At 54.0% G+C, this 24,574-nt stretch carries 23 protein-coding genes; all 23 read right to left on the reverse strand.

The features are described 5' to 3' along the window. Window positions 1–7 precede the first annotated feature (7 nt). The 23 genes from F4V43_RS17130 to F4V43_RS17240 all read right to left on the reverse strand — a co-directional run bounded on the left by F4V43_RS17130 (window position 8) and on the right by F4V43_RS17240 (window position 24,490). Entirely contained in the window at window positions 8–829 is an 822-nt protein-coding gene (locus tag F4V43_RS17130; RefSeq protein WP_191089632.1) for a phosphorylcholine transferase LicD, read from the reverse strand. Beyond that, window positions 816–2,213: a metallophosphoesterase family protein gene (locus F4V43_RS17135; RefSeq protein ID WP_150459476.1), complete on the reverse strand. Its 1,398-nt coding sequence runs from the start codon at window positions 2,211–2,213 to the stop codon at window positions 816–818. Before F4V43_RS17135 ends, F4V43_RS17130 begins: the two co-directional genes overlap by 14 nt. After that, complete coding sequence (locus F4V43_RS17140) at window positions 2,210–4,675, reverse strand: hypothetical protein (protein ID WP_150459477.1); 2,466 nt, start codon at window positions 4,673–4,675, stop codon at window positions 2,210–2,212. Before F4V43_RS17140 ends, F4V43_RS17135 begins: the two co-directional genes overlap by 4 nt. Window positions 4,676–4,848: 173 nt before the next feature. Then, the gene (locus F4V43_RS17145) at window positions 4,849–5,184 is read right to left on the reverse strand and encodes a hypothetical protein (RefSeq protein WP_150459478.1); all 336 of its coding nucleotides are present in this window, start codon (window positions 5,182–5,184) and stop codon (window positions 4,849–4,851) included. Further along, window positions 5,177–5,566: a flagellar export chaperone FliS gene (gene fliS / locus F4V43_RS17150; RefSeq protein ID WP_150459479.1), complete on the reverse strand. Its 390-nt coding sequence runs from the start codon at window positions 5,564–5,566 to the stop codon at window positions 5,177–5,179. Before fliS ends, F4V43_RS17145 begins: the two co-directional genes overlap by 8 nt. 32 nt (window positions 5,567–5,598) lie before the next feature. Further along, complete coding sequence (fliD, locus tag F4V43_RS17155) at window positions 5,599–7,107, reverse strand: flagellar filament capping protein FliD (RefSeq protein WP_223879946.1); 1,509 nt, start codon at window positions 7,105–7,107, stop codon at window positions 5,599–5,601. Between the two features lie 21 nt (window positions 7,108–7,128). Then, window positions 7,129–7,518, reverse strand: a complete 390-nt coding sequence (locus F4V43_RS17160; RefSeq protein WP_150459480.1) for a flagellar protein FlaG — start codon at window positions 7,516–7,518, stop codon at window positions 7,129–7,131. 82 nt (window positions 7,519–7,600) lie between these two features. Further along, window positions 7,601–9,484, reverse strand: coding sequence for a TPR domain-containing glycosyltransferase (locus F4V43_RS17165; RefSeq protein ID WP_150459481.1), 1,884 nt, complete (start codon window positions 9,482–9,484; stop codon window positions 7,601–7,603). Window positions 9,485–9,662: 178 nt separating this feature from the next. Continuing rightward, on the reverse strand, window positions 9,663–10,562 hold the full coding sequence (hag, locus tag F4V43_RS17170) for a flagellin Hag (protein WP_150459536.1): 900 nt from the start codon (window positions 10,560–10,562) through the stop codon (window positions 9,663–9,665). A 150-nt stretch (window positions 10,563–10,712) separates the two neighbouring features. Beyond that, complete coding sequence (gene csrA, locus F4V43_RS17175; protein ID WP_150459482.1) at window positions 10,713–10,952, reverse strand: carbon storage regulator CsrA; 240 nt, start codon at window positions 10,950–10,952, stop codon at window positions 10,713–10,715. A gap of 1 nt (window position 10,953) precedes the next feature. Continuing rightward, a complete protein-coding gene (fliW, locus tag F4V43_RS17180) occupies window positions 10,954–11,406 on the reverse strand; it encodes a flagellar assembly protein FliW (RefSeq protein ID WP_150459483.1) in 453 nt (150 codons plus the stop codon). Between the two features lie 116 nt (window positions 11,407–11,522). Further along, window positions 11,523–12,086 (reverse strand): DUF6470 family protein, encoded by a 564-nt coding sequence (locus F4V43_RS17185; RefSeq protein ID WP_150459484.1) that lies wholly within the window; start codon window positions 12,084–12,086, stop codon window positions 11,523–11,525. 11 nt (window positions 12,087–12,097) lie between these two features. Beyond that, the gene (gene flgL, locus F4V43_RS17190; RefSeq protein ID WP_150459485.1) at window positions 12,098–12,991 is read right to left on the reverse strand and encodes a flagellar hook-associated protein FlgL; all 894 of its coding nucleotides are present in this window, start codon (window positions 12,989–12,991) and stop codon (window positions 12,098–12,100) included. A gap of 17 nt (window positions 12,992–13,008) precedes the next feature. Next, window positions 13,009–14,613 carry a flagellar hook-associated protein FlgK gene (gene flgK / locus F4V43_RS17195; RefSeq protein ID WP_150459486.1) on the reverse strand — a complete coding sequence of 535 codons (1,605 nt, stop codon included), beginning with the start codon at window positions 14,611–14,613 and terminating at the stop codon, window positions 13,009–13,011. A gap of 200 nt (window positions 14,614–14,813) precedes the next feature. Beyond that, window positions 14,814–15,314: a flagellar protein FlgN gene (locus tag F4V43_RS17200; protein ID WP_150459487.1), complete on the reverse strand. Its 501-nt coding sequence runs from the start codon at window positions 15,312–15,314 to the stop codon at window positions 14,814–14,816. A 12-nt stretch (window positions 15,315–15,326) separates the two neighbouring features. Then, window positions 15,327–15,614, reverse strand: a complete 288-nt coding sequence (gene flgM, locus F4V43_RS17205; protein WP_150459488.1) for a flagellar biosynthesis anti-sigma factor FlgM — start codon at window positions 15,612–15,614, stop codon at window positions 15,327–15,329. A 115-nt stretch (window positions 15,615–15,729) separates the two neighbouring features. Beyond that, a complete protein-coding gene (locus F4V43_RS17210) occupies window positions 15,730–16,140 on the reverse strand; it encodes a TIGR03826 family flagellar region protein (RefSeq protein ID WP_150459489.1) in 411 nt (136 codons plus the stop codon). A 135-nt stretch (window positions 16,141–16,275) separates the two neighbouring features. Further along, window positions 16,276–17,184, reverse strand: a complete 909-nt coding sequence (locus tag F4V43_RS17215; protein ID WP_150459490.1) for a ComF family protein — start codon at window positions 17,182–17,184, stop codon at window positions 16,276–16,278. After that, on the reverse strand, window positions 17,181–19,148 hold the full coding sequence (locus F4V43_RS17220) for a DEAD/DEAH box helicase (RefSeq protein WP_150459491.1): 1,968 nt from the start codon (window positions 19,146–19,148) through the stop codon (window positions 17,181–17,183). Before F4V43_RS17220 ends, F4V43_RS17215 begins: the two co-directional genes overlap by 4 nt. A 163-nt stretch (window positions 19,149–19,311) precedes the next feature. Then, window positions 19,312–19,740 carry a hypothetical protein gene (locus F4V43_RS17225; RefSeq protein WP_150459492.1) on the reverse strand — a complete coding sequence of 143 codons (429 nt, stop codon included), beginning with the start codon at window positions 19,738–19,740 and terminating at the stop codon, window positions 19,312–19,314. Between the two features lie 75 nt (window positions 19,741–19,815). Next, window positions 19,816–20,538, reverse strand: coding sequence for a response regulator transcription factor (locus F4V43_RS17230; protein ID WP_150459493.1), 723 nt, complete (start codon window positions 20,536–20,538; stop codon window positions 19,816–19,818). A gap of 5 nt (window positions 20,539–20,543) precedes the next feature. After that, complete coding sequence (locus F4V43_RS17235; protein WP_150459494.1) at window positions 20,544–21,704, reverse strand: sensor histidine kinase; 1,161 nt, start codon at window positions 21,702–21,704, stop codon at window positions 20,544–20,546. 56 nt (window positions 21,705–21,760) lie between these two features. Next, window positions 21,761–24,490: a stalk domain-containing protein gene (locus tag F4V43_RS17240; protein WP_150459495.1), complete on the reverse strand. Its 2,730-nt coding sequence runs from the start codon at window positions 24,488–24,490 to the stop codon at window positions 21,761–21,763. Window positions 24,491–24,574: the final 84 nt, after the last annotated feature.

Below are 24,574 nucleotides of genomic sequence, written 5' to 3' on the forward strand. Positions count from 1 at the left end.
TATTCCTCTATTTCTCTCCTTTCGGAACCACTAGCGCCGATACCGGATGTACTTTCCGCTTTGACTCCGGCGGCAGTATCATATAATCACCAAACTTAAATGTTAAGTATTCCTCATAGGCTTGAATACCTTGGAACATATGATTTTCAAACATAACCGGCGTACTGTTCTCGTACCAACTCCGCTTGTAACCGTAAGTTCGGTTAGGTGTAGGAAACATAAGGATACGGACATGGGTCGTTCGTTTCCGATTGCTGCGCACGATCAGCTTCTCGTAGCGGCGGAGTGCCCATTCTTCCGGAATACCAGAGAGAAAGCGGTAGAGCAAGCGCACGAAAAGTTTGGGCTCTGAGAACCTCCCCACCGCCGACCAAAGAGTCTTCCGTACACAGAAACATTTCAGATTGTGAAGAACACGTACGGGATACATATCCGGCGTCCCGTCAAGCGGAAAAATATCAATAAAAATCCCTTGTTCATAGGGCATATGCTCCTGATATTCTCGGAGAAACAAACTGTCCTTCCGCCGCAGCTTGCCGTAGCCCCAACGGTAGCCGGGTGTATTCCGGTGGTCCTGGAAGTAGAAACGGCTCGTGTCCAACTCTGTCAGACAGGCTTTCCGAAACTTCTCGTATTCTGAGCGAAGCAGGGCTACATCAGCGTCATCATCCCAAGGAATATATCCACCATGACGAATGGCTCCCAGCATGGTGCCTGCAATAATTTGATAGCGGATACCGCAGATGCGGCAGATCCGGTCAACCTCGATCAGCATCTCGAGCTGGATAAGCTGTATTCGCCTCAAAGCCTCTTTATCAATCTGAATCACGGGCTCCTCCTGTATTTGGCGATGTAGCACGCCACACTCCATTTAAATCGCGATATACTATACGATCCTCTCCCGCTCCGAAACGAATCAGGTCTATTCGCGACTGTGACGGCGTTATTCTCACTGCATCCCACAGGTCTTGGGACACCGTCCCACGCTGTCTTGGAGGCGTATAAGAACCTTTCGGCTTCTTGTCTGTAAAATACTCCAGTTTGGAGCAGCCGATGGAAATGATCGGAAAGTCCCGTTCCAGATCTACAGCATCGGCATGATTATGACCGTGAACAAGTCCCAGAATCTCATTGCTGCTCTCTCGCTGATAGTCTTCTAGCAGAGAAATCAACGCCTCACCGTTGCGGATTTCATTACTCCAGTAATGCAGATTCGCCAACGGTGGAACATGGCTGAAGAGCAATATGGAATAGCCAGTCTCTGTACACTGGAGTGACTGACTGAGCCAATCCAGGGTTTCTTCCGCATACCCGTACCGGACATCCTCCCGGTAATCAAAAGAATGCAAAACAAAACAGCGCAATTTCGATTCTGGATAATCAAAATAATAATTTGGAAGTTTGCCTTCCCGAACAGTGTAGCGGTCCGTATAAGACAGATAGATATCGGCTTGCGCTTTCACTTCAAAGGGCTCAGGATTTCCCATAAAATAATTAGAATCATGATTGCCCGGCACCACATAAAGAGGTACTTGATTGGCTATCAGATCCTGCATCACCATTTCCGCGTAGTCACGGGTTAGTTCAGCCGGGAGCATTCCATCTGTCAAATCCCCAAGATGAACAATCCCGTGAAAAGCCGCCATGTTATGGACCATCGCTATATTGCTGGCGGTATCATCCCATGTTCCGTTCACAGTATAGTGACTGTCCGTTACAACTGCCAGCATCACCGCGTCTGCAGCTGCTTGCTCCAATAGGGAAGCGGCCGTCTTGCAGGCTTCTTCTCTGAAAAAGGGTTTATCAGAAAAGGAGGCCTCCCCTTGTTCAAAGTCCACAATCATTTCGAAGCGTCCCTCGTCTTCAGAGGTAAAAGCACCACCGTCCGTTCGCTTAAAGCAAAGACGGAAGTAGCATTCCTGTTCAAACACATAATTCTCCTGCCGGTAGGTGTTCCCGTTCAAATCTCCATTATACGTCGTCCAACTGCACTCCGGCTCATAATCGTACGTGTATATATATTTCGGATTTACTTCCAAGGAATAAGTAGCGACATTAAACAAATACCGAACATCTCTTAGTATAATCTGGCTGCCGGGGTACGCTTTATAAAAGTGCAGTGACGACATCCGGTCAGGAACGCCATAGCCGGCTCTTCCGGTCGAAGCGTAAATCGTTACCCCAGCTTTCCCGCAAAGCTTAACCGGATTCATTCCTTCCCCACTCGTCTCTTTAAACAAGCTTGATGGATGTGGAATCCTGCTGTTCCATCCAGATGGTTCAGAATTCCTTCATATGCCTGCTTCTGCTCAAGCCTGTCGTGCTGTGAAACCGATAAATAATCCAAGAAGAACTCCATCCGTTTTAGCTTACCATCTTCCGCGCAGCAATAGGGAAGCCCTCCCTCTTCTTTACCAAAAGAGAGCTCAATTGCATGACCAGCAAGTGAAGAAACATCATTGTTTTCAAACCGGCAGGGGATAACCACAACCTCATCGGTCACGATATCATAGACAACCAGGCTGTTATTATATGCGGATAGCGCCGCTATTTTTCGATCACTCACTCTTTTTGCAAAAAAGTAATGATTCGGATAATCATATAAAGCCGATTGACGACTGCCTTCCGTATAAGGCAACTCCCACTCCACCTTGCTCATTTGACCGGTAGCAGTATTAATTTTAATGATCATATTTGCAGTTCGCGGAAATGCCAGTAAATAATCGCCGCAGTAGACCAGACCACTAAAGAGATGGTTATTTCCCTCAAATCCTTCAGGATAGGCGCTATACTCTCGGGTCTCTCCCGTCGCTTCATTCCATTTAATTAAAGACTTACCTTCATATGGAATTATCCAGAATGCTTCGCCATCATACTCTATACCAAAGTAGGTATAAGTGTCGGATCCAACGGTATGGATCGTCATATTGAAAGTGCTAAGATTAAAGGCCAGCACCTGATTGGATGTCATACAAGGAATAAACAAAGTTTCTCCAACAAGACACGTTCCCTTGCCCCATTTCATTTCAGTCTCATCAGACTTATTACAAGGAATAGGATGCTCGGTGAATAGCCCGTTTGAATTCATAGATAGGATTCCCGGATAAGTAACCGGCTTCAAAAATATCTGATTTCCGTAGGAAATAATCTCGTCAAAATTATGCCGTTCCCGGGCATTATCCAGTCGATAGTTAGCCCTTGACCGATCTCCCAGATGATACTGAACGATTTGCTTGGCATTAAACGGGCTGATTATTAATTGATCTCCGGCTTTATATACACTGACAAAGGGATATAGCCCGGCGCCTCTTTCTACCATATGTTCCACTACAGTGATCCTGCCGTCTCTCAAGTCTATCTGGCACAAAGCTTGATATAATCCGTCTACGAACCATAACTTATCTTCTTCCGCGAAAAAGTCCACGAACTGGGCAGCTCTTTTTTCTTCCTCTAACAGGAGAGGTACTTCAATGTTGGCATATGTTATAAAGGTGGGTTTACCGGTTATTCCGAACATATGAACAATAGAAGACGAGCCTTCCCCGATATACGCATCCGAAATTGCTATCGAAGCCTCCACATTGGGTGTTGTATCCAGAATGCCTAGGTTCTTTTCTAAGAACATAGTTTCAATTTTCGTGTACGTTTCGGCCAATTCGGGACGCATGCTCTGGAGAGTAGACTTGGATAGGGGATGCGGTCGCCATAAGAGTACAAGATCATCACGGCCAGCGAAACCTTGCATTGTATAAAGAATCTTACTCAGCGCCTTCTCTCCAAACTCCAAAAGACTGGATATACTAGTGTTATAGAATACGACTTTTCTTGAGCCGATTCGTTCCTTCCATTCATGCGGAATGGGAGGCGGACTAGCCTCGTAACGGAGAATCTGGTCCGCTTTGGGTGAACCTAGGGGCAAAAGCTTGGCACGAATTACCGGGTCCGTAAAACTATTCATGGCCTGTTCGGATTGTACAATAATATAATCCACATGCTGATAGGAGGGCAGGTTAAGCTGGGCCTCTGGAAAACTCCCGCCCGTAAAGAAATAGGGAATATAAACAAGCAAGTCAGTATACGATTTCAATTCATGCGAATAGTAGGGAGGATAAACAGTTGTGATGAAGTTATGCCCATCATAAGGGTTACTGATATAGATAATATCAGGACGGTGTTCTGCTAGATTATATTCTAGATAATGGGTAATTGTGACCTCCTCTGGGAATAAATCTCCTTCATAATAGAATTGAGCCAGGCTTCCGTCCGGATTCCGGTCATAATACGGAATGGGTATAACCCGACAAATACAAGAGGGATCCTTCTCTGCGGCTCTCCAGACACTCTCCATAGCATCCCACATAGATGCTTTGTACGGAAGGAAAACAATCTCGTAATGCAGAGGTTCTTGCTCAATGTGCTGCTGCAGATTTTGAACCTGCCAAGTTATCTGCTTCAACAGATCAGGCAGCGCCCTTTCATTGTGCTGCTTCTGTTCCCAGAGCTGGTGGAGACTTTCTTCCATTTGAATCAATATCGGTCTATATGTTTCTGCCTGTTCTTTAGTTAATTGACTGCTCAAACTATCTCTAACGGCATCGACTACATAAAGACAATCCTCCAGAACAACTCGCGCATTTTGAAGATCAGCCGCTTTGATATAATCTAGGCCTTCCATGAACGTCACCCATATTTGTATGAGTTGGCTCTTTATACTTTTTCTCAAAGATATCCCCTACTTAGTGTTAATTTTAAATTCAGTATATCAGAATAATATAATGCATATAGCAAAAAAGAAACCTGACGTCTAAGGGCTCACGAAGCCTTTATCCGTCAGGTAGATACCCGCCTTTATTTCCGCCGGTCCAACATCATGCTGTCCGGCGCATAGGAGAATTCATAGGCCGTGCGCTGCCGTTTGGACTGATTGCGCTGGAGCAGCCACTGCGAGGCTTCCGCAGCCAATTCCCGCATCCGGCTGCTGATCAGGTTGTCATAGGCCAGCAGTTCTCTTAGTTTCTCTTCCTCTTCGGAATTCGGCAGCCGCTGTTCAAAAGACGCCGTTAATTCCTGAGCGATCTCTTCGCGCTGCTCCACGAAGGAAGCCATCTCTTCGTATCCTGCCCGGGAGAGCGTTCCAAGCAGATTCAGAGTTAATTCTTCCAGTCTATCGACACGATTAGCCATGGTGCTGTTCCTGCATCATCGATTGCTTGGAAGCTTCCATCCAGGTTGTCCGCAGCTCGGTCAAATAACCCAGCGCTTCTTCGGCCGGAGCAATCTCCTTCTTGATGTTGGCCTGAATCAGCAAATGCTTGATGTACTCGTAAAGGCTGTACAAACTTTTGGAAATTTCATACCCCGGATTCAAAGAGGTCATCAGTTCACTGAGAATGGCTTGTGCTTTTACGAGATTCTGATTCGTTTTGATAATATTGGATTCATTGAGGCCTTCAACGCCGGCTCTGGTAAATCGAATCGCTCCATCGAAAAGCATAATCAGCAATTGTGACGGCGTGGAGGTATTTACCGACGACTGCCGGTATTTTTCATATGGAGAAGTTACCATTGTTGTTTTCACCCTCTAAGTTATGCTCAATCTCAGCCCGAAATAAAGCTGGATAAACTGCTGGACTGTGAATTGTATTTATTCATTGCGGATTCCATGGCGGTAAACTGCTTGTAGTACTGCGTTTCCATATCCGTCAATCGGTCGGTCAGTGTGTCAATGCGGGAGTTATAGTCTTTGAGCATCCGCCCCATGACGCTCTCGGTCTTGTAGGTGGTTGTCAAATCCGTCGTAAACTTGGACGTCCCCGCCTTCGCGGCGATATTATCCAGAGCTTTATCCACCGCTGTCGACAATTGAGTAAAGATACCGCCCTTCACACTTCCCGCCGTTCCCTGGAACAGATCGGTCACCTTCTGCGGGTTGGCCGTCAGCGCTTCTTTGAGTTTAGACTCATTGAGGTACAGCTTTCCGCCTTCATAGTACTGGCCGGTCGTTATGCCGAGGTCGCTCAGACCGCCCATCTGATTGGAGACAACCGCTCTAAGATTGGAAATGGCCGTCTTGAGAATATCGTCATTCTTGAGGAGGCCGCTCTTGGCCTTGGACTCCCATAACGTAATATCGGCTTCTTTCATGGCCGATTTTTGTTCATCTGTAAGCGGGGCAAAATCCCGGTATTTCGCTTCTTCGACTTTGGTCGTCATGGAGCTGACCAGCGAATTATAGGTCTCGACAAAGGATTTAATGGTCTCTACCGCTTTGTCTGTGTTGGTAGTCAGGCTGATGGTCGAAGGCACCGCCGTTCCCGTCGCCGCCTTCGACTCTTGCAGCAGCGTCAGCTGGACGCCGTTGACCAGCAGCGAGTTAGAGGAAGGCGTATAGGTCACTCCGTTTTCGTTGGCGCCCTGCTTGCTGGATTTGATAACGACCTCTGCGTTCTGGGCGTCCTTAAAGGTGGAGAGATTCAACAGACTCTTCAGAGAGCTGTCCATTTGATTGGCTTGAAGATAGGTGTTGGAGCCGTCCAGGGTGGAAGTCAGAGAAAGCTTGCCGCTTATTTCGTCGAAGCTGGCTCTCACCTTGGTATCACTGCCATTGATTTTGTTAATGAATGTGGAGAGAGTATCGGTGCCGCTGATTCCAATCTCCACGTTGTTAATCGTAACTTTGCTTGGAAGGGTGACCGTTCCGCTATGCGCAAGGTCAGAGAGCAGGGTGGCACCGGTAGCCTTCTTGCCAGTGGAACTGCTCATAAGCGCATCCGATTCGGCGCTGGAACGCGTCGCCAGCTTGTTCACCGTTACGGTCATGTCGACATTCGTGGCGCTGGCGGAGGCCTCCGCCTTCACTGCTGTCGTATTGCCGGTGACGGCGGCTTGCTGGGTGTTCATTTGGGAGGTCTTGTTCCAGTTGGACAGCTTGTTCATCTTGAAGTCTACCAGCTTGCTGTTAATCTCCCGGTAGCTGTCCCGTGTCCATTCCAGCAGAGTCTTAGACTGATTGAGCTTGGTCAGCGGCTGCCGTTTGGCAGTCATGAGCTCTTTGACAATACTGTCGATGTCCATGCCTGAAGATAATCCGTTAATACGCATAGTCATGTCTGAGTCTTCAACTCCTTCCTAGACACGTTCATCAATGAGAATTCCGGCGATTTCCATCATCTTGGCAACCAGATCGAGTGTCTTCTCCGGGGGCACTTCCCGGATAAGTTCACCGGTATCTTTATTAAGCACCTTCACCATAAGTTCGTGCGTCTTCTCATGAATGCTGATCTCCAGAGTCGTAGATGGGCCCTCCAGCGCCTTGACCGCTTTATCAATAGCCTTGATCAGCTGTTCTTCCCCGATCGGCACCTTGACGCCTTGACGTTCGGCTTGGTTTAATTCGAGGTTGGTGTTGATCTGATCGGCTCTTGAATCTGCATTCCCTCCCTTGAACCCCAGCTCGCTTGAAACCACTGATTTAATAGGACTGACGGGATGCGCGGACAAGGAGAATTGAACATCCATCTGCTTTACCTCCGAAATCAAACTGATTGATAACACCTATATCGGAAAACAACCGCTTTTTGTGAAGAAATCGGCTGCGATTTTATAGAGTCAGCTTCCACTGCGAGAGAGGAAAGCGCTCGTGAATCTCCTGCCAGACAATGCGCATGCCTTCAAAGGTGCGGCGGCTCTCATAGAGACCGTACAATCTTTCCAGCGAACGGTAGACCGGCTTCTGCTCTTTCAGCTTGGCGTACAGCACTTCGGCATCGTCCCAGTAGCCCAGCTTGCAGCAGAGATCACCCAGAGGCTCCAGCACTCGAGGTTCATCGGGGTGATTCTCATAGAGCTTCACCAACAGATCAAACGCAGCCTTGTCTTGACCGTAGTCCAGCAAAATATCGGCCAGCCGGCACTGCACCTCGCGCTTACTCTGCTCCAACTGCCGGGATACCGCCCCGAAAGCTTCGTTCTCCCGAAGCACCAGCAGCCGTTCCGATACCGTTACTAGGAGTTCTTCCACCAAGCTCGTCATTTGCTTCGGGTCCAAGGTTCCCTCCCCGATCCACTTGTACAGCAGTTTGGCTTCGCGCTGGCTGGCATTCAGGCGAGGGACAGCCGCCTTCATCAGTTCGGCATCCCCGCGAAGATAGGCGAGCAGAGCCAAATCTGCTCCCACTTCGTTGGGAAAAGCATCCCCGCTCTCCTGCCACTCGGCATACGCAGCGTCATACTGCCGGTCATAGAGCTTGGAAATCATCCGGATATGCGGCTGAGCCGTAATCTGATAGGCCTTCAGAATTTCTTCCATTAAAGGGTGGCGCTGTGCATAGAGAACATCCAGCAGCGTCTGAAGCTGCTCGACCGTCCGTACTGCCGAGAACTGTCCGATCGTCTCCAGAACATTCGGTGCGGGGATCTGCGCTTTCAGCGTAATTTCAAAATAAAGACGAAGCGCCTGGACATAGCCGCTCTTTACCTGAAGCGCCTGAAGGACCTGTTCAAATCCTTCGGACCATTTCCGCTGGTTCCGGTAAATCTCCGCCAGGGAGACCCGCGCTTTGTAGCTTCCCGCTCCTTCAGTCACCGTGCTTCCCCGGTCGCCCATCTTCAGGCAGGCCTCATAGGCGGCCACTGCATCTTTCAAATATCCCGCCTTCTTATATAAGAGAGCCTGGACATAACGCATATCCGTCTCATCCGGATACAGATTGACGGCGTCCTTAAGGATGTTCAATCCCTCTTCATTTCTCCCTAGCTCTCCCAGGCACAGAGACAGTTTGGTAATCAGTTCAGGCAAGTAAATGCGGCCGGCGCTTAAGGGATACGCTTCCTTGTAACACTGAATTGCTCTGGAGTAATCCTCCAGCGCCATATAGCTCTTGCCCATATTGAACAGGTTGTACCCGTCTTTATGAGCACGCACCGCTTTCTTCATAAGGTCCAGGTTCCGCCGAATTTTGTCCTTCTCCTGCATGGCTTCATCCAGATAACCGCTGTGGTGAATCAGAATCCGAGCAGATTCTCCGCCCGTCAGTTGTGGATGATCCAGCAGATTCAAATGCTCATGCAGATGGTTCTCATATTTTAACTCCGGGCGGTTGGCGAACAGCCGCACGGCCCGGTGCGTCGAACTCTCTCCCCCGGACAGATAACTCTTGATCGGGAGAAGATAGAAGTCCAGGCCGGACGCCAGCTCAGCCTGCAGGTCGGACTCGGGATCCAGATATTCATCGGCATCCAGAACCAGAATATAGTCCTTCGTTGCCTGACGGATCGAGTGGTTCCGGGCATCCGAGAAGTTGTCGGTCCAGGCAAAGGGATAGATTTTATCGGTATAGCGTCGGGCGATGGTCAAGGTTTCGTCAGTAGATCCGGTATCGACAATAATGATCTCGTCCACAACGTGCTTGACGCTGTCGAGGCAGCGTTCCAGCACTTGTTGTTCATTCTTCACAATCATGCATAAAGCTATAGAGGCATTCATAAGGCGAGTCTCCTCTGGTAATTAGGATACCTCTTATATCGGCAAATCTTCGGTTTTCCTTAGGTTCCGGCTGTCTTTAAACGGCTGCAGGAGCGCATAAAAAAAGAATTGCCCGGACCGGATCGGTCGGGCAATTCTCTTCCATTCATCGCGGATCAGCTTAAAGCCTGCTAATCGATTAACGCAGGAGTTGTAGTACGCCCTGCGGCTGTTGGTTAGCCTGAGCCAGCATCGCTTGCGCAGCCTGAGCCAGAATGTTGTTCTTGGTCTGGGACATCATTTCCTTCGCCATGTCTACGTCGCGAATACGGGATTCAGCGGCAGTCAGGTTCTCGGAAGAAGTGTTCAGGTTGTTGATGGTGTGTTCCAGACGGTTCTGGTAAGCGCCCAGCTTAGCGCGCTCGGTCGATACCGTTTCAATTGCCTTATTAATCGTATCGATTGCAGCATTGGCTGCAGATTGAGTCGAGATGCTGATTCCATTATCTGCCTTGGCTGGATTTCCGGCAGATGCTGCGGCATTGCTTGCAGAAGAAGCGCCCGTTACACCCAGCGTCTTGGCGTCCATCGCATTGATCGTCAGCGAGATGTTCTGGTCTTTGTTGGCGCCGATGTGGAAGCTCAGGTTAGCTGCGCTGGTTACGCCGGATGCGCTGTTCGCCGAACCGTCCAGCAGCTTCTTGGTGTTGAATTCTGTCGTATTGGAAATACGAGTGATTTCCTTCGCCAGTTCGTCCACTTCTTTTTGCAGGGACTCGCGGTCCTTGTTGGTGTTCGTGTCGTTCGAGGATTGAACGGCCAGTTCACGCATACGCTGCAGAATGGAGTGCGTTTCGTTCAGTGCGCCTTCAGCCGTCTGGATCAGCGAGATGCCGTCCTGCGAGTTCTTGGCTGCCATGTCGAGACCGCGGATCTGGCCGCGCATTTTCTCGGAAATCGCCAGGCCGGCTGCGTCGTCGCCCGCACGGTTGATGCGAAGACCCGAAGACAGCTTCTCGATCGACTTGTTGGTGTTCGCTGTGTTTACTGCCAGTTGGCGATGAGTGTTCAGCGCCGCTACGTTGTGGTTGATAATCATTTTATATTTCCTCCCTGAGATCGTTAAGTTCCACATCCATGTGGTAAGCACCCTGCCGGTAAAGTCGGCCGCCCCCCTGCCGGGTGCCTAATACATATATCGACTCGTATGAGGAGGTTGTTAATACCAAACGTAAAAAAAATGAAGAATTTATTCTGTGCCGATATCCTTCAACTGGCCCAGCAGGGCTGCCAGACCATTCGGATTCGCAGAGGCCGACTCCCGGTTCGCCTCCTGGATTTCCAGATAAATCTCTTTGCGGAAGATATCCACATGCTTCGGGGCAACCAGGCCCAATTTGATCGTATCTCCTTCTACGGCCAGGACTTTAATCTCGATGTGGTCCTGGATAATGATGCTTTCTCCCTTTTTGCGACTGAGCACAAGCATGCTATACCCCTCCTTCTTCCGGCTTGTCCGGTTCGGATATCCAGATCGGCTGTCTGGTCTGGTAACCTGATTGATGAAGGACGACCTGCTTGCCGACACGTTTCGCCGGATTCACCACAAGGGGAGCGAGCAGATTCGCGGTCGACTCCTTGATGGAGGACCGGACCGTTGTGATGCAGTAGACCTCTACGCCGGTCTGATCCGTAATCTCCAGCTCTTCGGCCTCATCGTCGGGCAGATTGAATTGATAATCCGGAAAAAAATAAAAGGGATTCTGCAGCAAAAAGCATAAATCGGCATTGTCCAGAGACTGCAAATAATAAAACGGTTCCTGCTCTGCCGGAAGAAGCGCGAAGTTCGTGATATCGTCAAAACCCGGGAGCGACTTGGGCAGGCTCAGCAACTGCTCCTCTTCGATTTCGAGTGTTCCCCATGCGGTTGTTTCCACTTTCATCCTATAAGTCTCCTTTCAATTCACACCATGCCCGGCGGCCTTTCTCTCATTATGATGGATCGCCGGAAATAAGAAAAGCCACAGCAGGCACGAAACGTTACCTCTATGGCTATTCACTATAATTGCATATCCACTTCGGGCGGAATATATTGAACACCGGCATACTGCTTCATATAGAAGCTGATGCTTCCCCGGTTATATTCAATCTGCGGCGCGTGAGCGGTGACCTCCACATTGACTCTGGAGGGCCTGAACGTAACGGACGGTTCTGTAGTGATAATCCGGATATTCAGATTGTCGCTGGAAGCAGCAGTGCGGGTCTCGGGAAAAGGCTGAGGCTGCCAGTCCGATCCGTAAATCTCGGCAATGGTGTTCCCGGGACGCTGATAATTCATCATCTGGTCTCCCTGCTGCATGCGCGATGCAATGTTCTGGAGCACCCGCTGCTTGATGCCGTCATAGATCCTCTGGTTCATCTCCAGCCAGTTGCCGCCGGTCATCGAGGACCGGACCCGGCTTCCGTCAATCCGAAGCTGAGGCGCTTCGCTCTCGACGCGAAGCTGCCCGGGTGTAGTCTGGATATTCAAATCCGCTTTGGGCTGCCGGATTGAGTAAGCTCCCGGCGTTGTCTGCATCTCCAGAATGCCGCGAGTCTGGATGATTTGAAGAACAGGCTGCACGCCGTCACCTTCTATCTAATGAAGTCCACGAGAGAGTTCTGGATAATCTTGGCTCCGACGGAGAGAGAAGCATTGTAGATATTCTCCTCTACCTTGGAGCGCATCAACAACTCTGCATAATCTCCGTCTTCCGTCTTGGACTGAAGATCCGTGAGATTCGTCTCCAGGTCGCTGAGCCGACCCTGCATCAGCTCGACGCGGTTCGTTTTGGCGCCGACATCCGCCTGGACAGCCAGCATTTTGTCGGTGCGCGAGTCGATCTTCGACAATTCGCTGGACAGGGCGGTCTGATTGCCGCTGGTCAGCGCTTGGGAAATATTATCGAGAATAGCGAATATGTTATCCGGATCGCTTTTGGCGCCGAAGAAGTCATTGCCCGTCACATTGATCGGAAGCTGCACACTTTCTCCGATGGTGTAATTGATCGGACCGGTATCCGTAATCGTATTCTTGGGGTCTGCGGAATCGTAAGGCTTATCGGTGTACTGCTGTCCGTTGAAGATATACTTCCCGTTCAGCTGGCTGTTCGCAATATCCACCATCTGCGCCTTCAGTTGGGTAACCTCGGCATTGATACTGTCGAGTGCAGACTGGGGATTGGTTCCGGTGGCTCCGTTGACTGTGAGCTCGCGCAGACGCTGAACGACTTCTCCCGCCTGCGACATAATCGTATCGTTGTAATCCAGCCAGGAGACCGTACTGTCCAAGTTCTTCTGGTACTGCTCATTGGCCGACAGCTCGCTCCGATACCGCAGGGAATACGTAATGCCTACCGGGTCATCGGAAGGCTTATTGATTTTGCGCCCCGTCGCCAGCTGCAGCTGGGTGTCGTTCATTGCCCGGTTATTGCGGTTCAGGTTAAGCAGCAGCTGGGAATTCATCATGTTGGATGTAACTCTTAGCATGTCTCCGTCCTCCTTCCTTATCTGCCGACCGTACCGGTAGCATTGATCAGTTTATCGAGCATTTCATCATAGGTGGTCATAAAACGCGCAGCGGCGCTGTAGGCATGCTGGAAGACCAGCATATTAGACATTTCTTCGTCAAGCGACACCCCGCTCACCGACTGTCGTCTGGCATTGACCTGTTCCACCAGGTAATTGGAGTTCTCCGTCTGCCGGGTGGCTTCCTGTGATTGAACGCCGAGCTGACCGATCATCGTCTTGTAAAAAGAACCCGGCGTTCCCTTGATGCCGGTTGAAGACGCGAAGGTTCCCGTCTGCTGATTGGAAATCAGCAGCGCAAGGGTGTTGTTGCCCTGCATCACCTTTTCCTGATCGCCCGTCCCCGAGGTGCGCAGGGAAGTGGCAAGCAGATTGGCGTCGGCCGCAATCTCGGGATTGAAGACGATGTTCCCGGCTGTAATCGTATCGCCGTCTCCGTTAATTGTGAACAGAGGTTTGCCCGGCGCGAGCGTGCCGTCCATCGTATAACCAAGCTGGTGCAGGCCGTTCAGACCGTTCACCGTCGTCTTGACGTCGGCGTTCAGTGTCGCTCCCTGCGGCATAGCCTGGCCTGCGGCAAGCGTTGCCGCTGTGCCGTCCGCCTGAATAATCGACGCATCGCTCGTGAGAACCGTTCCCTGCGGCAGGACCGAACCCTTGGGTACGGTAATCTCCACGGCTCCGGTTGCCATCGTCCGGGCCAAGTTGTCGAGCTGGGCTTTATAATCGCTGACGTATTTCTTGCTGGAGGCAATCATGCCGTAGACTTCGCCGGATTTGAGATCTCCGGTGGAACCGTCTCCGTATGCGCTGTTCAGCGTTTCAGAAGTTACCGGGGAGGCGGTGAAGCCTTGAACAAGCGTGGTGGAGCCCATCGCAATGTTGTAGCCGGTTCCCGTCTCCAGAACGCTGACATTCATAATCTTGGACAGCTTGTCCGTCAGCAGATCGCGCTGGTCCCGCAGGTCGTTGGCCTTGTCGCCCATGCTCTCGATCCGAAAGATAGATTGATTCAGGTCGGCAATGGAGGACAGGTAGCCGTTAATTTCCGTAGACTTAACATCGACATTAGTCGAAAGGTCGCTGTCGAGATTCTGCAGCTGCCGGCTCATGTAATTCAGGGCATCCGTCAGAGACTGCGCAGTCTGAACCACGATCTTTCGGGCGGTGCCGTCTTCCGGATTCTTGCTGAGGTCCGACCAGGATTTCCAGAACTTATCCATAACGGTGCTGATTCCCGTGTCGGACGGCTCCTGGAAGATGGACTCCAGTTTGTCCAGCGTATCCGACTGAATCGTCCAGCTGCCGAGAGCGGCATTCTCTCCCCGGTACTGATCGTCCAGGAAAGTCTCGCGAACCCGTTCAATGGAACCGAATTCGACGCCTGTACCGAGCTGTCCCGGTACGGTCGAGTTCCCGAACCCGTAGGCTTCGATGGGACGGGAAGCCGTCATTTTGACAGTCTGGCGCGTATAGCCCTCCGTATTGGCATTGGCAATGTTGTGCCCGGTGGTGTTGAGCGCGGCGGTCTGGGTGAACAGACTGCGCCGAGCCGTCTCTATGGAGTGGAAAGTAGATGTCACTGGAAATGTTCCTCCTCATGCTCATTCGAAGGCTTAGCGCTTCCCGAGCATCTGATCATGAATTCATGCCGGTTCAAAGGCCCCGGATAAAGAAGAAACGGCTCGCCGTCGCCCTGGATAAGTTGGCGGTTAACCGTTTTGAGCGTCATTATTCAGATTATCGGCATATCGGCGCAAATCCTTTAATGGCTTCAGGAGGATTATCCCCGCGCATCGAACAATCCCGGACGTTTAAGCGCGACAGGCCCGCTGGCGGGATGCTGATAGGTTACTTCCTGACTGGGCCTGCCTACAAGCAGATCCAGAGAATAATCAATAAAATCCAGCGACTGTTCAATCAGCCTCTGATTCAGCTCATTGGCTTTCTTCAAGCGGCTGAGCGTATCTGCCAGCTGGCCCTGAATATGCAGCAGGCGGGCTTTATCGTCGGGATCAAAGACCAGCCGGGACAGCTCGGTTAAGTTCAACTGCAGATTCGAGCGGATGCCCACACTCTGAAGGAAGGTGTAAGCCGCCTGCTCCCGCTCTTTCTCGAGCTGCCCGCTGAGCTTCATTAATCTGGATTCTTTGGTGAGGATTTCGGTGAGCTGATCGATATTGTTGGTCATGATCGCCTGTTTCTTGGAGGCGGCCAGATCCAGCATTTGACGGTGGCTGTCATCCAGCCGCTCCAGCAGCTCAATCAAAGATGTTACTGACATAGATGCATTCACCTAATTCTCGGAGGATGGCTTGAAGTAAGGGGCGAGTTTATCTGCGAGTTTGGCGGCGTCAACATGGTAGGTTCCGGCGGATACTTGCTGTTTCAGGCTTTCAATACGGGCGGCGCGTTCGGTGTCGACTTTCGTATTGTTCTGCGCTTCCAGCAGCTTCATCGCCTCAGTCGAAATCGTGACTTCATCCTTGCGCGTAGTCTTCTTCATGGCTTCCTGCCTTTGCGATTCCATATTTCGTTGATACGGATTAATCGCATTAATTCGTCCGGTATCGTTGATTTTCACAATTATACACCTTCTTTCTAATGTAAAAGGCCGATAATCTTTACTAAGTTTATCGACCATTATTGAACCATTCTTTATAGCGCAGGCCAATTTTTACGTCCCAAATTCCATTTCCTTACCGGTCGCGAAGCTTATCCACCGCTTTATAAGCCCCATGTCCGGCACGCTTGGCGGCTTCGGCGTCGGCAGCCTCTTTGGCGGCCTGGGTTAAATCCTTGGTTAACCTGGATCGGCAATTGTCGCACATATGCCCCTCCCGGATCAGGGTGCCGCACACCTCGCAGGGATAGGTCATATTCGGCGCGTTGGCGATCGAAATGCGTCCTTCGCGGATAAACCGGGTGATCTCCTTGATCGGTATTTCCGTTGCGTCGGACAGCTCCTGAATATTGGCGCCGCGGTGCTCTCTCAAATATTTGACGCAGGTCTCGTACTGCTTCTCCAATTCTTTAAAGCAGAACTGGCACATTTCGGACGGATTCTTGACATACAAACGGCCGCATCTTGGGCAATTATCGAGGTTCATCTGCCGTGCCGCTCCTTCCTTACCCTGTTATTCTTAACCGAAACTCTATGATTTCTACATTACATGATTGCGGCGGGTTCGTCTATCTCCGCCAGACGTCCGCTCCGCATTTTTTGGACTTCGGGAGCTCCATGCCTAGGAACGCGCCCAGGTCAGACTGTAGAGCTGCATATTCATTCCGCAGCTTGCAAGCAGCTCTGCCAGCGCCTCGCAGCAGGCGGTGACGGTCGCGCCGGTGGTATAGATATCATCCACCACGACGACTCTCAGGGCGCGTCCTTCCCGGACCGGACCGGGAGCCAGCCATCGCCGGAGCATCTCAGGGGCCTCCGGGTCCGGAACAAACACCCGCTTCATGTCTGCGATTCGCTCGGCTCTTCCCTTGAAGCTCTGCTTGCCGGTATGACGGGAGCGCGCAAGCAAGGGAAGCACTTCCAGACCCTGGCGTCCGGCCAGAAGACAGGCCAGCTCCTCGGCCTGGTTGAACCCCCGCTCCCCAAGACGGACCGCGCTGACCGGCACGGGGACGAGCAGGTCAGCCTGCCAGGACCGCCCGGCTCTCGGTCCCGCCGGATGGGCGGCACCCAGCGCGTTTTGCAGCCAAGCGAAGGCCCGCGGCAGAACACCTGCGTCAACCGCAGCTTCTCCCCGGATGGCAGCGTTCCTCTCCAGCCTTCCCCTCTCTTCCGCAAGCCGCAGGTACGCCTGCTCCAGCATCCGCCCCAGCGGCTCGGCAAACCGCTGGTCTCCCCGGTACTTGTACCGGCCCAGCCAATCCCGCATCGCATCGGAATAGGCGACGGCGCTGCGGTTGCAGATCCAGGCCGATAACCGCGCCGACCCTCTGGCGCAGTCCGGACAGCCTGACGGCCGTCCGCATTTGCGGCAGCGGGGCCGCTCAATCCACGGAACCTCCGCCGCGCATTTTCGGCAAATCCCGGGAAGCACGGGTGAAGGATCGCCCCGCCGTCCGCAAGCCAGACAGCCAAAGGAAGCAGGAGCCAGCAGAGCTTCCAAAATGGCGAAGCCGTTCCGCTTCTTCATCGGACTCCCCCCTTCCGGTGCGCGGCAAGATAGCCGCTTCGCCGGGCTACCCGGTTCATCGTCCGGATCTCGCGGCAGGCGTTGCGCTGGGCGCGGGTCCAGGAGACGGCCGCATACCGGACGCAGCCATTCGGGTCCTCCTTGGATCTTCCCGCCCGTCCGGCCATCTGAATCAGCGCCGCTTCGTCAAAGAGCGGATTATCGGCATCCAGAATGTAGACATCGCTTCCCGGGACGGTAACCCCCCGTTCCAGAATGGTCGTTGTCAGCAGCACCCGGATCTCCCGTTTCCGGAAAGCTTCCACGGTTTCATTCCGGTCCGGGTCCCGGGAGGAAGTGCCTTTTGCCGGAACGGAATCCGGCAGTATCCGGCGGACCAGAGCGAGGAGCGGCTCAATATCTGCGATCCGGGGAACGAAGACGAAGACCTGGGCGCCCCGCTCCACCGAGTGAAGCAGCTCCTCCCGAAGACGTGAAGGAAGACTCCCCCGCTTCAAGCATTGCGATAGCCCCGGCATGGCAATCCGGCGCGGTACGGGGAGAGGATGGCCGTGGTAGCGGACCGGCACCCGGGCGGCTCCCGCCCGGCCTTGCCGGACATCAGCCCGCAGCCCGGCGGGCGGCGTCGCGGACAGATACAGGAAGAACCCGCCGGGCCGGCAGGACGATTCAGCGGCGTAGCTCAGCATCGGATCGTTATGGTAAGGAAAGGCGTCCAGCTCATCGATAATGACCAGATCGAAGGCCCGGTAGAACCGCAGCAGCTGATGGGTGGTCGCCACCGTCAGGCTCGCCTCTCTCCAGCGGTCGGCGCTCCCTCCGTACAGGACGGCTCTGCTGTATTCCGGGAACGCTCTGGCCAGCCGCGGGGCCAGTTCCAGCACCACATCACGGCGCGGCGTAGCCACCAGTACCCGTCCGCCCGCGGCGAGAACCGAATCCAGCAGCGGAAAAAGCATTTCCGTCTTGCCCGCTCCGGTTACGGCCCACAGCAGAAACCGCCCGGGCGGCTTATCCGGCCGCGGACCGGCCGGGCCTTGGGCCGCTGCGCCCCGGCCCAGGGGCGGCCGCTCACGCCCGGCCGCCATGGCCGCCAGCGCCGCTTCGGCGGCCCGCGCCTGCGGCGCGCTCAGGCCCCAGCGCTGCGCGGCTGGGGCTCCGCCTGCGGCCGTGCCCCGCACGGCCGGCCCGGGCGGCGCGCTGCGCAGCAGCAGCGCGCAGGAGCGGCTGCGCCCGAGCGCGAGGCAGGCCTCGCAGTAGGCGCAGCCGTCCAGGCCGCACGCGGCGCAGGCCGTGCGGCCCTCTGCGGCGCTGCCGCAGCGCAGGCAGCGCGGGCCGTCCGCGGCGCTTAAGGCGCGCCGCGGGAGGAGGCGCCGGCGCAGCCCGGCGCGGAGGGTCCCGGGCCGCGCGCCGGAGGAGCGCGGCTGCACGGCGGCCTGCAGGTCCAGCCGGCCCTGCAGGTAGGCGAGCTGCGCCGCGCTGCGCCACGGCGCGGCAAGAAGCTCCGGCGCCTGCTCGGCCAGCAGCGCCTCGGCCTCTTCCGCCAGCAGCGAGCGGCCCTTCAGCAGCCCGGCAAGCCGGCCCGCGCTGTCCAGCAGCGCTGCCGCGGAGGGGAGCTGCGGCTCCTCGCCTCCGCCACACTCCGGCCAACCGCCGGGCTTCACGCCGGAGGAGCCCGGGGTTCCATGCCGGCCGCCGCTGATTTCCTTCATGAGAACGCTGAAGTGTTCTCTCCATCTGTCCCTGTCCCAGCGCTGCATGTCCGGCTCAGGCCGGAACCTGCGGAGCGCTTCCGACGCCCAGCTCAGCGGCAGAGCGGGGTGCAGAAGAACCGGCCGGCCCGGGTAGGGTTCTGGTCCGGCGAGCCCTTGTCCGCTCCACCACCACTGATCGACTCTCCAGTCCACCGTCAGCCGCAAGCGCCACTCCCTCTTGTCCATAACGGCATAAACCCCTGCTTTCATTACGTTCCTCCTCCTTGTCCCATTCTTATTCATCATGTAATGGATGCGCTCTTAAGGCCCCGGACAACGCAAAAAGCACACTTGCTCCCCGCAGGGACCACAAGTGTGCTTCACTTTGGTCTTCCCATTCCTGATTCGGCCTCTATCGGTTTCTTCCGTGTCCTCAATGCTTGGCTTCCCCCACTCCCGCCGTCCACACCCGGCGCAGGGCGGACAGTCCGAGCGGCCCGCTGCGGAACCGCAGATCCAGTACCGCTTCGGTCGGAGCCTTTCGGCTCCCGTCCCCTCTGTACGGACGGATCTCCACTTCCATTGCGCAATTCCCTTCCAGCCGTCTTACAATTTCCAGCGTCTGATCCATCGAGCCGCAATCCTCCACGGCCATCCGCATGCGGACGCCTCCCAGCAGAGAGAGCAATCCCAAAGTCCGAATATACCACTCGACCACATCCTGATGGTTTCGCGTGATGAGGATGCAGCAGCCTTCCCTGCCGACGCACACCCTTGGTCTGCTCTTTCGGGCATGCAGCGCGTGGACTGCAAGGGCAGCCAGAGCGTAAACGGCTCCAATCCAGCATAAGTGGGCGATCATGAAAAGGCACCTCCTCTGTATACCGACACTATATGCCGGTTCCAGATGAAGGTGCCTCCTTCGCTTATCCTCGGTTTACAGCGTAACCCAGCCGTACTTGATGGAGTTGATTACGGCTTGTGTGCGGTCATCGACTTCCATCTTCTGCAGAATGCTGCTGACATGGTTCTTGACCGTCTTCTCGCTGATGAAGAGATACTCGCCGATCATCTTATTGCTCTTGCCCTCGGCCATCAGACGCAGCACTTCCGCCTCGCGGCGCGTGAGCGGATTATTGTCGCCGGCGACAAACTTGACGCCCGCTTCCTTAACGGAGGTCTCGGCAATCGCGCCCGCCTCGTTCAGGTAAGTCATCCGGCGGAGCTGATTGATCAGCTTGCCGGTCACTTTTGGGTGGATAAAAGCGTGGCCCTCACAGACGGAACGGATGGCGTTAATCAACGATTCGGCTTCCATATCTTTCAGCAAATAGCCGTTGGCTCCCTTGCGCAACGTCTCGAATACGTAGCTCTCGTCATCATGGATGGAGAGAATAATCACTTTCACATCCGGGAACAGTTCCCGGAGCTTCTCGGTCGCTTCGACACCGTTCTGCGTTGGCATATTGATGTCCATGAGGACGATGTCCGGCTTCTGGGTATTGCAGAATTCCAGAACCTGAATGCCGTCTCCGCACTCGCCGATAACCTCGATGTCTTCCTCCATGTTCAGTATCCGTTTAAGCCCTTCCCGAAAAAGCTGATGATCGTCTGCCAGCAGCACCTTGATCGGCGTCTTTCCGGCGTTCTGGTTCTCCATCGCCATTACTCCTTCCCCTTATCCACATTCGTCGGAATATGAATAACGATTGTAGTCCCTTCTTGGTCTGCGGATTCGATCTCCATCCTGCCCTCCAGCAGTTCCACCCGCTCGCGCATTCCGACCAGGCCGAAGCTTTCGCGCTTGGATTGTTCCCGCTTGATCTGTTGAAGGTTGAAGCCGATTCCGTTGTCCTTGACGACAATTTTGATCATTTGAGCCTGATATGTAATTTCCACCCACACATAAGTGGCCTGCGCATGCTTCGCGACGTTGGAGAGCGCCTCCTGAATCAGCCGGTAGACCGCTGCCTCCATCGCAGAAGAGAGCCGATGCTCCTTGCCCCTGGTCTCAAAGGACGTTCGAATTTTGTTCTTCTCCTCAAAATCATGGACAAATTTGCGCATCGTCGGAATCAATCCCAGATCATCCAATGCCATCGGCCTGAGATTGAAGATCACCTTCCGCATCTCTTCAAGGCTGGAACGAACCTGGCTTTTCAAATCTATTACTTCGTCCTGCACCAGTCCAAATTCCTGCTTAACCAGCATTCTTTCTACAATTTCCGTCCGAAGCACCAGGTTGGCAAGCATCTGGGCCGGGCCGTCATGGATTTCCCGGGCAATTCTTTTGCGTTCTTCTTCCTGGGCCAGGATAATTTTCAACCCGATAATTTGTCGATTCTTAGCGGATTCGACAATTCGTGTAACCTGTCCAAGCTCGCCGGATAAATACTGGAGCACCACGCCCATTTGCGAGCCGATCGCTTCGGCGCGCTCTACCGAATTCTCCACGCTGCGCACCCGCTTCATCAGCTCGTCTCTGCGATTCCGCAAATACAGCTCCCTTTCCCGGGTCATCATCAGCTCCAACTGAAGCTCCGTAGCCTTCTCGTAAGCAATCCGGATATCTTTCTCCGTATACCGGACAAAGTCCCGGCTGACTTCCGTCAGCCGGATTCGGGAACGGTGGTAATCGACCTCCAGCTTATCCACTTTGTCTACCGTCTCATTGGTCTCTTCGCGAACCCGCTCCAGTTCCTTTCTCAGCGCTTCCAGCTCGTCCCGGGCCGTCTGAAGAATCTCGAATATCTGGTACTTGCTGTCTTCCATTACATCAATCGTATTCTTGATTACGCGATCTATGGCATCGGGTTGAAATTCCACGGACGTTAGCCCCATTTCTCTCGATTCGTATAAAGAATTTTCTTTATACTACCATATCATGATTGAATCGTAACGGTCTTCGTTTTCTGTTCCCATTTTACCGTCAGGCCAAGCTGTTCCGATACAAGCCGGAGCGGGACTAAAGTCCTGCCTCCGATCAGCAGCGGCGATACCTCGGCCGATTGTCTTTTTCCGTTCAGCACATACTCCTTCTGGCCCACGGTGAGATCCAGCGCTTTCGATCCCCGCAGTACCATAATATGCCGGGACGCCGGATCCCAAGCCGCACTGCCGCCAAAAGCGTCCAGCACGTACCGGATCGGAACATAGGTGGTGCCGTCCTGAACCATCGGAGCGGAATCAATCGTCTTCGCCGTTCCGTTGACCGTCAGTTTCTTCTGTCCGATCACCATCTGGGCCGTCCCGGTAGGCAGCCCCGCTTCGCTGGTCAGAGCGGGCATGGTAAAGGCAATATTGTCGAATGCCACCGTTCCCGTCTTCGCCCGTTCATCCTGTCCTTCCGCTACATTGACCACATACAGGCGCTTCAGGGATGCCGGGAATTTGATGCCCGAACCCGACAGGTCGATCTGGATGTTCTTCCAGCCTTGCCAGTCGATCACCTTCGCGATATCGATATAAGCTGTAGCTCCGCTGCTGTCTGCAACTTCGGCGCGCAGCCAGTTCAGGCTCTTGTCTCCCATGACGTCCAGCGACATGGAGGTGGCCGCAGCCGGAATACTTTTGCCGGCCGTTCCGTTCAACTGCGCATAGGCGTACATTTTGCCGCTTCCGGCACTCATGTCATAGCTGAGATTCAGCACTTTGGATGCGCTGCGGTCTCCGGTTCCGGGCGCAATGGCTGCCGTTCCTTGAACCGCAGAGACATTCGTCGTGAACTGGACCGGGTAAGCCGTGTTCTCAAAATCCTCCCACATCGTCTGAGCCGCTGCGGACAGTACGATCGCCGTGCTGAACCCGTCATAGCGGGCAATCGCATACCCGGTTGTTACGCCGGGATTAACGGCGCTGACGGACAGGACTCCGTCCTTCACGCTGCCTTGAAAGCCGACAAATTCCCACTTCACGGAGGAAGCGGGCACGGCCAGTGCTGCTCCCGACCGCGGCGTTGCCGTCAGGGCAACGGGAATCGAGGCGCCGGCAGCCAGCGCGCCGGTTGCCGGGGAGACGCTCAGCGTCTGTAGGTCGCCGCCGCCCAGAACCGTCACTTTAGAGGTTGCTTTGGCGGCGCCGCTGGAAGCCGTAATCGTTGCCGTTCCCGGCTTCACGCCCGTCACCGTCCCTCCGCTGACCGTCACGCTGCCGTTGCTGGACGTCCAGGAGGGATTCCCGGCGCTCACATCAACCGGGTTATAGTACGTATCATAGCCCTTCATGGAATAGCTGGCCTGCTGACCGATTAACAGAGACTTGCTCCCGCTAAGAATAATGCCCTTCACTTCGCCCTGAGGCGCACTCGTGTAGACGCCAAGTCCGTTCACCACGCTTCGCTGCTCGGTGCCATACTCTGTGTTGAACGTCAGCGTTGTCGACGTTTCCCCGAGCGGCCGGTCTACCATAGAGGTAGACCCTCCTCCATCGAGATTAAGCCCTTTATAAACCCCGATCTGCGTCATGAAAGTCTGCAATTCGGTCAGCGACATGCCCGAACTGTTGCTGTTCTTCTCTACCGCGACGATGTAGACATAGCGTCCGTCCTGCGAATAGCCAAGCGCCGTCCGGGCGCGGTAGCCGTTCAAGTCATTGACGGAACGGGAGAAGCTCGTTGCCTTGCCGCCGTCCACCAGAATGGTATGACCGCCGATCATCATCTGCAGCGAAGCCGGGTCCACCGTCTGCCCGGTCGTCAGCGAACGCAGACCGTAGGCGGTCTGAACCGGCTGGCCAACCGCCAGATGGTCGCGCACATACTGGGCTGCGGTGCCATGCGCACGCAGGATATAAGCTCCGGCCGGTACGCTGATAGGCAGCCCCGCCGCGCCCGGCTCCGAAATTTGAGTGATCACGCCATTCTCAACGAGCACTTCCGTCGGCGTCGTGCTGCTGTTCTTGGGACGTTCCTGGGCGGCCCAAGCATCGGTGTAGACATACATGGCGTTCACATGACTGTAAGTCGAGGTCCCGCCTTCCGGGTTGTACGCCCCTTTGTTGACTCCGGACAGAGCAAACGGCGTACCGTCCGCTGCCGTAACGCTGCCTTCAAATGTGAACTGGTCGATCATCGGCTTTCGGTCGCTTGTCAGCGCGAACGCATACATTCCCTTTAACTGGGATGGCGTACTGACCAGGGTTCCGGCGGTAATTTGTCCACCGATTGGCGATCCCTCTCCCCCTGTATTGAAATAATCGCCGTTTACCGCCGCGACCGCTCCGGTCTCCTTGGCCATTCCGCCTGTGCTCTGGCGTGTTGTCAGCTTGCCGTTCTTGCCGGTCATTACATCAATGGAGACATAAGGATTATTCAGATCAATTCGAATGACGTCCGCCCGGCCGGTCGCCTTGGACCCCGAACGGGTCGTCGTATATTTATAAGTGTTCAGAATCGCGCCGGACGTTACCGGCTCCTGGCTGACTGCGGATACCGTCATGGAAGACGCAGCCGCTGCCAGAGGAATTGCCCATGGCTGCCACGCTCCGGGTCCCACTGCTCCGGCGGCCGGAGCGAGCCATAATACTCCCGCCAGTGAAAGAACGGCCCAGTTTCGGAGCATGGGCTTGCTCTTCGCCTGATGCGTCTGCAGGTGTTCGTTGTTGCATTCCTTCATCTTCTCGTAACTCTCCCATCTCTCTTTGCTCGCCTGAAAGCGTCTCTACAGTTTAATAGACTGTTTTCAGGCCGAAAAGTTACG

The organism is Paenibacillus spiritus (assembly GCF_008710135.1).
GTDB lineage: Bacteria > Bacillota > Bacilli > Paenibacillales > Paenibacillaceae > Paenibacillus_AQ > Paenibacillus_AQ glufosinatiresistens.